This window comes from Bacillus sp. (in: firmicutes), from assembly GCA_017656295.1.
Lineage (GTDB): Bacteria > Bacillota > Bacilli > Bacillales > JACDOC01 > JACDOC01.
Genome location: JACDOC010000013.1, coordinates 12,329 through 26,959, shown reverse-complemented (window position 1 = coordinate 26,959; position 14,631 = coordinate 12,329). Strand labels below are relative to the sequence as shown.

Here is a 14,631-nt window from a genome sequence, read left to right as displayed (position 1 = left end):
GGAGGACGCCAAAAAAATATTAAATTAGCTTATCCCCAATGGAATGTAATAGCCATCCAAGCAGAAATCCTAGTATGATTCCCCCAAGAACCTCTATTTTAGAATGACCAATCTCTTCTCTTTGTAAGTTATTTTGTTCTTCAGACGTAAATGCTCGATTGATGCTATTTAATTGTTTCGCGTGCTCTCCGACATATCTTCTTAAACCTGTTGCATCCATGACCACAATCCATAAAATGGTCACTCCTAATCCAAAAAGGGGGCTAATAAATCCTTCGCTAAATCCGATTAAAGTAGTAGGAGTCATTACAACCGTAGCATGGGTGCTTGGAAATCCACCATTTCCAGTTTTTTGTTGTGCATGATGATAACCAAATTGATAAAAATGAATGAGAAATTTCATTGTTCCGGAAACGAACCATCCAATAAAAGGAGCTAGAAAATACAACATTTCTCCACCTCCTTACTCAAAGCTGATACCGTTTTCTTGTTCTTATATAAACGAATAACCCGATTAAAAACCCTAGCCACAAGGTGACTAATCGGACCAATAATGTCACGGAAACAGCCGTTGATTTCTCCATTCCAAAATAAAGTAACATTCCTGTTAAACTACCTTCTGTAACTCCTACCCCGCCAGGAATCATCGATAATGCTCCTGCTAATGTTGAAAACGAAAACATAAAGATTGAATGGAGAAGATTAAGATCAATACCCATCCCTTTAAGAATAATAAACATGGACACGCATTCCAAAAACCAAGCTACGATACTTATTACAAATGAAACCAATATAATTTTTGGTCCTATTAACTGGTATATACTTTCATAAAACAGGAGCAATTGCTCTTTGTATTTATTGACGATATGAAAGGAGGCTAATTTTTCTATTATCCACGTAACCATTTTTCTTGATTGTAAAATCAAGAAAAACAAAATAGTCCCAATCAAAACTATTAAAAAAAAGAGCAAGCCAAACTGAAAAATGCCGACTCCTAACGCAGCCAATAAAACCACGGCAAGAAAATCAGATAATAAATCGACAAAAATAACCGGAGCAGACAGGTGAACCTCTATCCGGAAGCATTTTTTTAGGGAGTAGGACTTAATAAATTCTCCTATTTTTCCTGGTGTCATAGACATACAATGGCCAATAAACCAAATGTTGAAACTGTCTTTTACATTTAAATCAATTTTTATCTGTTCAAGCAGATAATGCCATTTCACAAACCGAAAAAAGTAACTAATTAAAGTACTGAGAAGAGCTAAAACAATGACGGTCCATCCAATGGACAGCACCTTTCCACTTACTTTCTGAACATCTCCCCAGAGGATAAAGATAGAGAGTGTAACCACTCCGATTACGAACCCTGTGACAATTTTGGATGAGAGGTTTTTGTTCTTTTCCAATTCATTTTTTTGTCTAGGCATGGCTCTAGCACCTTACCATTTTATGAATTTAAAGAGTTTTTCTGGAACCATTCGAATGACCTGCATAATATAAAACCAATACCAAGGAGTGTAGAGGATCTCTTTTTTCTTTAGGATTGATTTGTAGATCGATGCGGCAATTGTTTGGGGAGGTGCCACTAATATCGATGGCTTTAGCAAACCGTAGGTCATTTTCGTGTCGACAAAACCCGGTTTTACGGTTAGTACATTCACTTTTGAATGAGCTAGTCGATTTCTTAACCCTTGTAAATAAACCGTTATAGCTCCTTTTGAAGCACCATAAATGTAATTATTCCGTCTTCCGCGATCTCCAGCAACGGACGAGATTGCACAGATAAACCCTTTTTGTTTTTTCTCAAAAAATCTTGCTGCTTCTTCAAGAATATATACTACTGAAGTAAAATTCACGTTAATCATTTCACGAATGGACGAACGATTTTGTTCCATTTCTTTTTGGTCATGCATTAAACCATAGGAGACGATGATTCCATCCAAATCACCAGTTAATTGAAGACATCTTTCAAAAAAAGACGAGATGTTTTCTTCTTTTAATGCGTCAAAATAAATGGTATTTGCATGAATTCCGTATCGGATTTCAAGATCGGTTCCAAGCCTGTTGATTTCTTCCATATCCCTTCCCGCTAGAATAAGATTTACATGTTTAGAAGCAAAGTGATAAGCTAACGCTTTGGAGATTCCGGACGTCGCACCCACTATTAATACCTGTTTCATTGACAATCCCCCGTTATCCCAAGCCTTCTAGACATCGACGATGAAAAAATTCCTTTTGGATCGACTTCCTTTTTTATTTTTTTAAACTGCTCTAATTTAGGGTACATCGCCTTAAAGGTGTCTGGATGTAAAACCGAATCTTTTGCAAGGTATATTCGACCATTATAACGAAGAACTAACTCATCCATTTCTTTTAAAAACGGAAAGATGGTTTGGTCTTTCACTGGAAAATCCAAAGCCAATGTATGACCTTTGAAAGGGAAGGAAAGCAATCCCTTATTTTCCATGCCAAAACTTTTCAATACCGCTAAAAAAGATGGCCTTTTAGATTGACTCAGTTTCTTTAGCATTTCTGTTAGCCCTGCAAAACTTGTCTCTTCCGGAAAGACAACCTGATACTGAATAAATCCTTTTTTTCCATAAAGGCGATTCCAGTTGAGAATGGAATCCAAAGGATAAAAATACGAATCATAATCAATGGTTTTATGAGATCCGTCCTTGAAAGAGTGGTAATAAAAATGATTAAATCCTTTAATCGTTAACGGGTTTAATAATGATGAAGGCATTTCAATCGGGACCTTCCATTTCCGTTTACGTTTTATTGGAAGAAAATTTGATGTGGTTTCTGAAGAGGGAGAATGGTTTCCTAGCATTAAGACAGAGCGGCCTAACGAATCGCCAGTTGCTAAACAATCAATCCATGCAACTGAATAGTCATATAGATGATCATGATGACGGAACAATTCGAACGCTTCCTCAAGGTTAGTAGCTTTTAGATAATTTACATCGATGGTTGTACTACTAACTTGAATCAATTTCATTCGGGCGCTTAGAATAATTCCGGTAAGTCCAATCCCCCCTACCGTTGCCCAAAATAAGTCCGCATTTTGTTCCCGTGAACAGGTCAGGATTTCTCCGGAAGCCGTCAGTAGCTTTAAATCAAGAATATGCTCGGAAAGACAGCCGGCTTTGTGATGATTTTTCCCGTGAACATCATTGGCAATGGCCCCGCCTAAGGTTACATATTTGGTCCCTGGTGTGACTGGAAGGAAATATCCCTTTGGTAAAAAGAATTCAATGATTTCTTCTAACATCGTCCCCCCTTCACATTCTAAAATCCCTCTTTCAGCATCAAATGACAGGAAACGATTAAATTTTGTGAGTAAGAGAAGTGAGTGGCCCCCATTTAAGGCTGTATCCCCATAGCTTCTTCCATTCCCTCTAGAAATTCTATAAGTATCATCCTGCCACTCAACCAATTCTTTTAAATCGCTTAGTTTTTCAGGTCTATAAACGAAACATTCCTCTACTGGGTAATTCCCCCATCCGCCTATTTTTTCTTTACGAAACATTTTTTTGTTCCTTTCATCTATTTTTTTATAAAATGGTTTTGGCTTTTAAGAATTCCGTACACTACATCGAATATTTATCGATCATGATCCATATTTTAGTAAAGACTAATTAAAATGAGCACAACATACATAACCGCCGTGATGAAAATATGCTTATCTTCCAATAAAATCTCTTCCGGTTTTCCTCCTTTTCCTTCTTGGTGAATTAAATAAAGGTATCGACAAATCCCGTAAATCACCAATGGGATGCTCCACATTAACAGATTGGAATGTTCTGAACTAATGACGAAAAGTGAGTAACTAATGATGGTGGTGGTGGCAAAAATGCTATTGTACTGATCAAGTAACGCAACGGAGTAACTCTCTAATACTTTCCGATGTGTTCCTTTTTTGTTCTGTAATAAATAAAGTTCTTGTCTTCTTTTACTAACAGCTAGAAACATCGATAACCATAAAGCACAAAGTAAAAACCATTCTGTCAAAGGAACATCGATCACAAGTGCACCTCCAACAGCTCGTAATACAAACCCGGAGGCTATTAATAAAATGTCTATTAAGACGACATGTTTTAATCGAAGTGAGTAGAATACATTTAAGGTGAAATAGAGTATGAGGCATAAAGCAAAGGAAACGTTAAACAAGTTAGCAACCCAAACGGAGGAGACAAAAAGAAGAAACCCGAATGTTAGTGCTAAATTGGGATTTAAAGCTCCTGATGCCATCGGTCGATGTTTTTTATCAGGATGCATCCTGTCGGCTTTCCGATCGACAAAATCGTTCAAGATATAAACACACCCGGAAATAAAGCAAAATAAAAAGAAGCTGACTAGAGATTTCCAAAATACATTAGGATTGACAAGTTGCATGGAGTAAAGCGGAGCTGCGAAGACAATAAGATTTTTCGTCCATTGTTTGGGTCGCAATTGTATAAAAAGTAGAGCCATTACCTTTAGGAGATTAGATAGATTCATATTTAACCACTTCATTCTTAAAGATCATTTGTAACCCTCCTAAGACGAATTTGTAGTATAGTATGCTTGACTAAAAAACGGGGTTACAAATCAACGGAATTAAGGGTATTTATAACATCCTATTTTAAAGCTTCCCTAGAAATTTAAGAACATTTCTTCTTGAAATTGCCATGATAGAGCCTTGTGGATTTACCCCGGGGGCAGTGCAAAGCAAACTAGCATCAGAAATGTACAGATTTGAAAATCCATGCACTTTTCCAAAGGAATCCGTCGCACAAATTTCTTTCTTTTCCCCCATTGGACAGGATGAAAACAGATGAATCGTCATTAAATTTGTTTTTGATGTAGGAAGAACCTCCGGGATATCTTTTAGGTGTAACCGATTACTAAACCTATTCATGCCAGATATGCTCGGGTAAATAACAGATGCTCCCGCTTCAAATAGCAAGCAAGAGAGTTTATAGAGCCCATCAGAAAGATCCCTTAAATCTTCCTCAGTAAGATGATAGCGCACCACCGGATCTCTAAAGCCTGGAATCGTTCGAACCGTTCCTCTTCCGTGCCCTGTTATCATTGCATAATAAACAGCCATCGTCTCCCAGTTTTCAACTACTTTATTTAAAAAATCAGGATGATCAATCATTCCGGTTGCTAGATAGGGAGGAGAGCTTATCGAACAGCCGAAACTGAGTCTAGGAGCAAAGTTTTTGACTTGAAATACAGGTACCCCCAGATCCAAATCATTAATTATCTCGTCAAACTGTGCAATTACCTTTAGTGTCGGATGGACTTGAAGCGTGTTACCAATATTATGTTTGATTCCGCTTCTTCTTAATAACGCAGCGGTTTGTACCGCTCCACAACAAATGAATAAGTGTTCTGTTTCAATGACTATTTCTCTTTGGGATTGATGTTTCCCGATTAAAACCCACTTTGCTCCATTTTGCTTAATGGACTTAATCCAAGTATCCGGAAGAAGCTTACAGCCATGTTCGATTGCTTTCGGTATAAACGTTTTTGACATAGATTGTTTATGGCTAAGAAATCGACCGTATTGATCTTGTTGTTGACTATAAGTAAACCATCGGGGAACTTCAACCGCTTCCCATCCCATCTTATCCGCCCCTTGTTTAAGCTTTAACGAAGGTTTGGATGGTTCATGCGGGAGAGTAGATACCGATAACGCTTGTTCACAAGCTTCAAAATGTGGAAGCATATCCTTATAAGATAACGCATCAACGTCAAAATTTTTCTTCCATTTTTCCAAAATATAGTCAGGAGTACGATGATATAGTCCGCTGTTTACCTCGCTTCCTCCTCCAACAACTCTTCCTTCGACATAAACAATTTTTGGAGAACCGAACATAGGAGTTATACCTCCATTTCGGTATTTCTCAACCATTTCTTCAATCGAAAATGATTTAGTCGATTCCAAAGGTTGTAGCGATCCTTCTTCAATCAACAAAACATCTCTACCGGACTCAGCCAAATAATACGCTGTCAATGCGCCACCAGGACCAGAACCAACGACCACCGTTTCACTTTTTAACTTTTCTGGAAATTGTGGAGAAACAGTGAATATTTGACTAGTCATAAAGATTCTCCCTTATTTTTCGTTCTATTTCTGAAAATAACCATAAATAAATAAGACTTTCATAAAAACGGATAAAATCTCTAAAATAACTAATTTTCGAATGCTTCCAAGACTTCACTTGGCGAACTTTTAATTTCTCTGGAAGGTGTTGAAACAGTTTACCTCCAATAAAGATGCCATAAAATCCAAAAAAGATAGTTGCGATAAATAGCGCAAGCTGTAAATAACCTGCCATTCTATGAAACTGCCCAACTACAAAATCTGTCATCTCGCGAGAGAAGTGATTCTCTTCGATGATTTCTTTCATTGGAGATGAAATCGATTGAGATAAGGCGAAAACCACTTTATAAAAATAACCCTTCATTGGCCATATCTCCTTTTTAATTTTCCTTTGGCTCTAACCTAAAATAACTCTGGATAACTTCTACTGTTATTTCATTCAGCGATGTGCCAATGTCATTTGGCATGAATGTCTGTTAAACGATACGGTTGATATTTATCCATTTCGCTTGTGGCGGACGCTTTCCGCGGGCAAGGTGCAAGCCGCTTCCCTCGCTACGCTCAAGTATGGGTCTTGCGGCTTCTTGTTCCCGCTGGAGTCGCCGCCTTTCGCTCATGTGAACAACTTGCTAAAAATCAACAATGACATATAACATAGCCTTTCTTATAAAGGACAAATCATATTTAAACGATATGAATCGTCATCTCACTTCGTACTAAAAAACGGATATTCCATTTGGTTTGACCAAGACCGTTTGAAATATAAAGTTTCCCTGTGGTCAACTGGTGCTTGCCTGTATAGATCCCTTTTTTAGCAAAAGGACCCATTGGCTTCAATTTAAAAAGAAAAGGGATGTTTAGTTGTTTCCCATGAAAATGCCCTGCTAATCCAAGGTCATAATTAAAAATGATGTGTTCAAAACAGTTAGGATCATGACAAAGAATGATAAGTCGCTCGTTAAACGGCTGTGCTGTATGATTTTGAATAAATCTTTTCCATTCCTTTTTATAAGGATCAATCCCCATCAGGGTAAAGCCGTCCAATGAGACCGTCTCATTTTCAAGAAGGAAAATGTGATAATTCCGAAATAGTGTTTTCAAATAAGCAATGTCAGGGAGACGGTAATCATGATTACCTAAAACGGCAAATACAGGAATATTCGATTCCTCCAATACTTTTAAATAAGCTTCCAATTTGGGGAGGGCCCACGTTTCGTCAAGGTAATCACCCGTTAAAAAAATGTAATCGATGCATTCTCTGTTGATGAATTTTTTTAACCGTTCAGGAGATACCCTTAATCTCTCTACATGAAGATCACTGAGCTGGAGAACAGTTTTATTGAGTCCTAAAGGTGTTTCCACACGAACGATTCTGACCCACCAGGTTGGGAACACGAATAACATGTAATAAGTAATGAAAAAAAACGTTAACCCTATTAATATCGACATCGTTTTCCATACTCCTTACCATTGACAACTTTTTGGAAACAACTAGTGAAGCAATGTCGTGACGAACTGTTGATAGCTCATTTCTTTCTCTTTCTCAACACGAAGTGGCAGTGAGTTGATTTTTTCGGAAGAATATTGTTTAATCAAATCATTTAGTTCGGTGTAATTGTTTGCAAAAATCCCATTTAATTCATGATCGATGTTGAGTTTTCGTTTTAATAACAGATCATGTACATAGATCACGGGAGTGTGAAACCACGAGCTCATATTACCTGCCGCTGATGAATAAGGGGTGACAACGCAAGTTAATGAAAGAAAAAGAGGAATCATTTCCGCAGGCAGACTATTGGATATCAGCGTTAATTCGTTTTTGAATACAGCATATTTATCCAAATCTTCAAATGGATGAGGTTTAACTAAAAGTTTGAGCCTATTCTTTTTCGCAATCAAAAGAAGCTTCTGAAGAAAAGCTATTTCTTCCTCCAGCTTTATAACCCCAAGCTTTGATAAAGGCTGTCCGATATATAACAGGCTGGATGGATGTCCTTTTAAAGGCTGAAGCATATGTTCGGGAATGATTTCAGAATATGTGTCCAATAAGTGACGTGGAGGTGCTGTTTGAGGAATTTCTATTAATTGTTTCGATCTTTTTTTGATAGACGGAAGCTTTTCAGGATCTGTAACCGCAATAGCGTTTACTTTTGGATGCAATCCCTGTGTCCCATGGTAAACCCGGGGATACCCCAATAATATAGGAATTTTCATTGTTAGCCATTGTTTAACATACAATTCAGGATACCTGTAGATTCCAACCCCTTCTTGAACGAGAGTAATTTTTGAACCTATTCGTGATGCCGACTCAATCACCTGACAAGTTAAAAAATCATTATCCTTAAATAAAATAACCGTTGTCGGAGATTCATTACGGACGATATCCGCCACCTTTTTAAACACTTTTTTGTTATCAAATACGATTCCTTTCACCGTTTTTTTCAAGCCCGGTATTACCCAGGCTTTGTTTTTCTCTGCCGCTTTAATAGCCATATCATTCACTTCTGAATTTTGTGAGTCCAGGATTAAGTATTGAACTTCTCCATGTATATAATGAGTGAGAAAATAAGCGAACATCATTTGAAAGTTGGAACTAACGACAAATAATACTTTTGTACCCATCAAGTTGAGCCTCCACATTTTTAGGATTGCCCTTTTATTAAATTGTCAGTATATATAAATCTCGTGTCAGCTTTCTGGCATAAACGGACCAGAAACGAGGTGTTGGTTAAACAGTTGAGGTGTAATTAAAGGTTTCAACCGCTCCAGGCTTTGTGAAAGTCTCGTCTTTTTATAAATGAAGGCGTTTCATTCGTTTTAGCCACATGAAATTAAAGCCAAACCGTATACTTTCAGCTGCTATTGTGGAAACAACCGCTCCCCATACTCCAATAACAGGAATAAGAGAAAGATTGATAACCAAGTTAATAGCCCCAGCTATAAAACTGCTTGCTGAAACACTGCCCGTTTTTTTTGAATACAGAAGTTTAGCTGCAATGATAAAGTTTACTCCCTGAATCATTTCTCCAATGAATAAAAAAGGGAGAAATTTCTGCGCAGGATAGTATGACTCAGATGCCAAAAGTTGTAATAAAAAGCCAGAAGAAACAATGGCTAGAAATCCCGTAACCAAAATGATGGCAAAAAAATAAGTATTCATATTTTCAGTGGTTTTCCCTTGTTTTTGTAACAAGTTATATCTCGGAACATAAGCACTATTAATACTCATATAGAGCAACCGAAGAACAGTAGCCATCTGGGCAGCTAATGAATAATAACCTAACTGATCCAACGGAATAAATTTTTCGAGGATAATGCGATCGGAAGCAACGATAAACCAGTTACTTAGCGTATGCGGTAAAAGGGGAATACTAAATGTCAAACTCATCCATATATAAGGTTTTGATAAGGAAAGAATCATATCACGTTTGCAAATGAAAAAATAAACGAGTAAAACAATACCTTCAGCCATAACATTAGCCAGTAATGCCCCAGAGGCCCCCATTTCCAATTTGATGATAACAACTAGCGAAATGGAAAGAATGAGAATACCTTTTAACATGTATCCTCCAATCATTGACCATGGCCGCTCTTTTACTCTAATAACGGAATGAAAGATAGAAGAAAGAGAGGTAAAAAAAGATAAAATAATAAAGTAAAAATAAAATGGATCAACAGGAATATTTTTAAATAGCAAACTCCCAATAATCGGTTTCAATACGAATAGAAAGATGGAAAGAGCACTTGAAAAAAGGAGAACAAAAAGGAAGATGGACCCTAAATACGTTTTTTGCTCATTTGGTTTTTCTAAGAATTCGTAATAAAGTCTTGTAATTGCACCATGAAGGGACAGTAACATGACCAGCTGCAAGATCCCTGCCAGCGCTTGAATGGTCGTGATGGTACCATATTCTCCTGGTGTTAAATACGATGTGTAAACGGGAAGCAAAATTAACCCTATTGCCGGAGTAATCATAGAACCTATTGTATATAACAGCGCATTTCCTAAGAAAGGGGAGCTATTCGCGGAACGATTTTGCATCTTTACCTATACTCTCTTTCGTATATTTTATTGTGCTTTCTATATATGATTGAGGAAATTTTTAATACAGGTAATGACCCGGTTTTGTTCTTCAATTGAAAGGTTTGACCCCGATGGCAAACAAATCCCTTTTTGGAACAAAAGATCGGATACACTTTCATTTGGCTGATGTGGATAATAACGATATCCTTGAAACAGAGGCTGAAGATGCATAGGTTTCCATACCGGCCGTGCTTCGATGTTCTCTTTCTCTAGGTGATGAATTAAATCGAGCGATGAAACTCCCATAAGTTCCTCATCCAATGTCATTGCTGTTAGCCATCTGGTTGAACGCCCGAACGATGCTTCAGGCATAAATGTTATTCCCTTATAGTCAGAAAGTGCTGCAAAATATTGTTCAAATACTTGCCTTCTAGCATTCACACGTTCTTCTAGAACACGAAGTTGAGCTCTTCCGATACCAGCAGATACATTGCTTAAACGATAATTGTATCCCATTTCTTTATGTTCATAATGTTTAGTTGGCTCTCTTGATTGGGTAGCCCAAAAACGGGCCTTTTCAAGAGCTTCTTCATCATCCGAAACTAACATACCTCCTCCTGAAGAAGTAATAATTTTATTACCGTTAAATGAATAAACCCCAAATTTGCCTAAAGTCCCGCTTGCCTTTCCTTTATAAGTAGCACCAAGCGATTCAGCTGCATCTTCAATAACTGGCACCTGGTATTCCTCACATATTGATAGCAATAAATCCATATCAGCACTTTGTCCGTATAAATGGACGATAATAACAGCTTTTGGTATTTTTCCTTCCCTTCTTGCATCTTCAAAAGCCCTCTTTAACGCTTGTGGTGACATGTTCCATGTAAAAGGCTCCGAATCTATAAAAACAGGAGTTGCCCCTTCGTAAAGAATGGGATTGGCACTTGCCACAAAGGTTAGGCTAGAACAAAACACGACATCCCCTTTCCCTACATTTAACAGCTTTAACGCAAGATGGATACCTGCTGTACCGGAACTTACAGCGACTGCTCCTTTTGATCCTACGACTTGAGATAATTCTTTTTCAAATAAATTAACATGCGGTCCTAGAGGTGCGACCCAATTTGTAAGAAACGCTTCTTTTACATAATCGATTTCTTTCCCACTCATATGAGGCGAGGACAAAAAAATTCTCTTATTCGTCATAAAAGATTCTCCTAACATTTATTTCTCTTTAATTTATTCAGTAAAAAATCTTCTGTGCCGATATATTTACCGTTATGCTTATGGGAACAAATTGAATGACTGTTCAACTTTTTATCTTTGATTTTTCTTGATCGACACAAACTGAAAGGAGAAACAACAAATAAAACCAATACATTGGATGACGTAGAGTGAAATGAAATAAAGTATAAAACAAGACGGTCATTAAACCTGTAAATAAAATAATCTCTTTTCTGACAATTAATAAATAGGCAATCCAGCCTAGAAAGCCAACATATAAACTTATTCCTACCAACCCTACATTCATCCCCATATCAATAAATGTGTTATGAGCTTCCATACCTTCAAATGGACCATCCCCTCCTGAAAACGCCCCCGGACCTAGGCCGAAAAAAGGGGAGGCTTCGATCGCTTTTAGCCCGTTTCTCCATAAAGTAATCCGCTCTTCTCCTTGATCCCCTTCATCAGAAATGGTCGACACTTCCTGTTTTAATCCTTCATGTATCGAAGGTCCAAATATCAATGCCGTAAAACAAAGGAATGTAGGTAGTAACACTTTCAACCATACGCCTGACCAATATCCGATTTGAGATTGGGTAACCTTTTTTACCCACATGGAAATAAGTAAAATGACTAAACCAACTGAAAAGGCGACAGTCAGGGCATCGCTTTTCGTTTCTATACCGATCCAAAAACAAGCCCCTGCTAAACCGATATACCAGGCTTTATGAAGGTAATTTTTTGCAATCGAACAAAAATAAAGACTTATATAAAGAAAAATTGAGACATTCATGGCGACCTGATTGGGGTTTTTTGACCAGGCTAAAAACCTTATACTGCCTTCCCAACTATCAATCGGGCCAATAGTAGAATACCGCGGGTTAAATAAGAGCAAAAAAAGAAATACACTGACGGTTACGGAAGTGGTTATTTTGGCAATCGTTAGTATTTTCGGTTTCCAATCTTTTTCAAAGGAAAGAACGATAAACAAGCAACTTGTAAAGAGATAAGCAAAAAAGGTACGGGCGACACCGGGAGTCCATACTCCGAGATATAGGGAGAACAAAGATCCAATCAATAAACATAAAAACATAAAAAACCAAAAGGGGACGAGTATTCTTGATAACGATGTTACAAATAATCTCTTATTCTTCCACTGCAGCAAAAAGGTCATGACCATCCAAAGAAAAAGCAAAATCTCTCCTGGCCCAACTGGTGATCCAGGTATTCTAAGCTGTGTAGCTGTTGATAAAATTAATCCGCCTGAAAGCCAGATAACCGAAATGTTTCTTGCTTCCCTCATTGTTCTTCCACCAACTTTACCGTCTTTTAATCCCGTGGTTGCTTTTCTTTTTCCAACCATGATTGAAACATTAAAATATCCCATAGATGGTGATGCCAGTTACGTTTTCCTGATAAATGCTCTTCCCATTTTTTTCTAACAGGTGATGGTTGGAAATACCCTTCTGTCAGCAAACGTTTCTCGTCTAATAATTCTTCCGCCCATTCCTTTAATGACCCCCGAAGCCAATAGCCGATTGGTACACCAAATCCGTGTTTGGGACGGTCGATCAATTCCCGATCAACATATTTGTATAACAGCTGTCTAAGTAACCATTTACTTTGGTTTTCCTTTATTTTCATTGATAACGGAATACGCCATGCAAACTCGACAACATTGTGGTCCAAGAACGGATTTCTCGTTTCAAGACTGACGCTCATGCTAGCACGATCTACTTTTACAAGGATATCATCTGGGAGATAATGGATCATATCGAGGTACATCATCGTCTCGGTCAAAGTGGAAAAATTCGTGAATGGATCATGATGAAATGGTTCATTGAAATAGTGGTTCTTTACTACCTGTTGGGGGTTTTTCCAATGGGAGGTTAGAGACTGGTACATCTCTACAAACGAATTAGCTTTTAGAGTACCTGCGAGTTTGTGTAAATATTCCCCTAGAAAACGATTTTTGTATTTAGAGGGAATAAACCAACTATTTTCCAGCTTCTGTGGAGAGATTTTTTCTAGTGACAGAGCAGCTATAGAACGTACACTCTTAGGTACATAATGAATCCTCTTCCAAATTTTCTCACCCCAGACATGCCGATTATAGCCCCCGAATAATTCATCGCCTCCGTCCCCACTTAAACAGACAGTTACGTACTGCCGTGCAAGTTCTGAGACTAAAAACGTTGGAATTTGAGAAGAGTCTGAGAATGGTTCATCGTATATGAAAGGGAGTTTAGGAATCACTTCCATCGCTTGTTTTTCTGTCACATACAATTCTGTATGATCGGTTTGTAAATACGAAGCAACTTCTTTTGCATACGTTGCTTCGTTGTACTCTGTCTGGTGATAACCAATCGTAAAAGTCTTAATTGGCCGACTGCTCTGGCATTGCATAAGTGCTACAATCGTAGAGGAATCAATTCCTCCTGATAGGAACGCACCAAGCGGAACATCCGAGACCATTTGTTGCTTTACGGCCGTTCGTAACACTTGATCCAGTTGAGAGATAGCTTCTTCTTCCGAGCAAAGAAGGGGAAATTGAAATCCGTTTTCTGCTGCTTTTTTTGCTGACCAAAACGCAATTGGTTTTGACACATGAAATGGTTTAGCAGGGTTTATGACGAGATAAGTCGCAGGCATTACTTTATATATATTTCCATAAATGGAAAAAGGGGCCGGGATACAGTTATAACGTAAATATATGGGCAACGCATCCCGATTCACCTTCCATACAAATTCAGGATGTACTTTCAACGCCTTTAACTCGGACCCAAACAAAAACGTGTGACCCATCCAACCGTAATAGAGAGGTTTTTCACCCATACGGTCTCGTGCGAGATAGAGGAGCCGTTCTTTCCGATCCCATAAAGCAAATGCAAACATTCCCGTAAATTTTGTTAATGCTTTTTTCATTCCCCACTTCTCAATACTTTCAATCATAACCTCTGTATCGGAACGACCTTTAAATACGACACCTGCTTGTTCAAGTTCTGAACGAAGAGCAACGTAATTGTAGATTTCACCATTAAAGATTAAAACGTATCGGCCGCTCTTTGAAAGCATAGGCTGATGTCCTTCAGAGGACAAGTCAATGACAGACAAACGCCGGTGGCCAAGTGCAATACCGTTTTGTTCATCCACCCAACTATCGCCAAAATCAGGTCCTCTTGATTGCAATGTGTCGGTCATGCGTAAAACAGTTGCTTGGAGTTCATCGTGACTTGTGTGACACAATGAATCAATATAGCCTGCTATACCGCACATAACATCG

The 14,631-nt window shown here is 38.1% G+C and carries 14 protein-coding genes; all 14 read right to left on the bottom strand.

Annotated features, from left to right (window positions below; translation table 11 throughout):
* Positions 1 to 19 precede the first annotated feature (19 nt).
* Positions 20 to 451, bottom strand: a complete 432-nt coding sequence (locus H0Z31_10935) for a divergent PAP2 family protein (GenBank protein MBO8177955.1) — start codon at positions 449 to 451, stop codon at positions 20 to 22.
* Between the two features lie 16 nt (positions 452 to 467).
* Positions 468 to 1,430, bottom strand: coding sequence for a flippase-like domain-containing protein (locus H0Z31_10930; protein MBO8177954.1), 963 nt, complete (start codon positions 1,428 to 1,430; stop codon positions 468 to 470).
* Between the two features lie 12 nt (positions 1,431 to 1,442).
* Positions 1,443 to 2,183, bottom strand: a complete 741-nt coding sequence (locus H0Z31_10925) for an SDR family oxidoreductase (protein ID MBO8177953.1) — start codon at positions 2,181 to 2,183, stop codon at positions 1,443 to 1,445.
* Complete coding sequence (locus H0Z31_10920) at positions 2,180 to 3,535, bottom strand: FAD-binding oxidoreductase (GenBank protein ID MBO8177952.1); 1,356 nt, start codon at positions 3,533 to 3,535, stop codon at positions 2,180 to 2,182. Before H0Z31_10920 ends, H0Z31_10925 begins: the two co-directional genes overlap by 4 nt.
* A 95-nt stretch (positions 3,536 to 3,630) precedes the next feature.
* A complete protein-coding gene (locus H0Z31_10915; protein MBO8177951.1) occupies positions 3,631 to 4,506 on the bottom strand; it encodes a decaprenyl-phosphate phosphoribosyltransferase in 876 nt (291 codons plus the stop codon).
* Positions 4,507 to 4,630: 124 nt separating this feature from the next.
* Entirely contained in the window at positions 4,631 to 6,100 is a 1,470-nt protein-coding gene (locus H0Z31_10910; GenBank protein MBO8177950.1) for a GMC family oxidoreductase, read from the bottom strand.
* On the bottom strand, positions 6,093 to 6,464 hold the full coding sequence (locus tag H0Z31_10905) for a hypothetical protein (GenBank protein MBO8177949.1): 372 nt from the start codon (positions 6,462 to 6,464) through the stop codon (positions 6,093 to 6,095). Before H0Z31_10905 ends, H0Z31_10910 begins: the two co-directional genes overlap by 8 nt.
* A gap of 112 nt (positions 6,465 to 6,576) precedes the next feature.
* A complete protein-coding gene (locus H0Z31_10900; protein ID MBO8177948.1) occupies positions 6,577 to 6,717 on the bottom strand; it encodes a hypothetical protein in 141 nt (46 codons plus the stop codon).
* 67 nt (positions 6,718 to 6,784) lie between these two features.
* Positions 6,785 to 7,549 carry a metallophosphoesterase gene (locus tag H0Z31_10895; GenBank protein MBO8177947.1) on the bottom strand — a complete coding sequence of 255 codons (765 nt, stop codon included), beginning with the start codon at positions 7,547 to 7,549 and terminating at the stop codon, positions 6,785 to 6,787.
* 42 nt (positions 7,550 to 7,591) lie between these two features.
* Positions 7,592 to 8,593, bottom strand: a complete 1,002-nt coding sequence (locus H0Z31_10890; protein ID MBO8177946.1) for a hypothetical protein — start codon at positions 8,591 to 8,593, stop codon at positions 7,592 to 7,594.
* 298 nt (positions 8,594 to 8,891) lie between these two features.
* Positions 8,892 to 10,142: an oligosaccharide flippase family protein gene (locus H0Z31_10885; GenBank protein MBO8177945.1), complete on the bottom strand. Its 1,251-nt coding sequence runs from the start codon at positions 10,140 to 10,142 to the stop codon at positions 8,892 to 8,894.
* Positions 10,143 to 10,181: 39 nt separating this feature from the next.
* A complete protein-coding gene (locus H0Z31_10880) occupies positions 10,182 to 11,330 on the bottom strand; it encodes a DegT/DnrJ/EryC1/StrS family aminotransferase (protein MBO8177944.1) in 1,149 nt (382 codons plus the stop codon).
* Between the two features lie 103 nt (positions 11,331 to 11,433).
* A complete protein-coding gene (locus H0Z31_10875; protein MBO8177943.1) occupies positions 11,434 to 12,651 on the bottom strand; it encodes an O-antigen ligase family protein in 1,218 nt (405 codons plus the stop codon).
* Positions 12,652 to 12,677: 26 nt separating this feature from the next.
* Positions 12,678 to 14,624 (bottom strand): asparagine synthase (glutamine-hydrolyzing), encoded by a 1,947-nt coding sequence (gene asnB, locus H0Z31_10870; protein ID MBO8177942.1) that lies wholly within the window; start codon positions 14,622 to 14,624, stop codon positions 12,678 to 12,680.
* Positions 14,625 to 14,631: the final 7 nt, after the last annotated feature.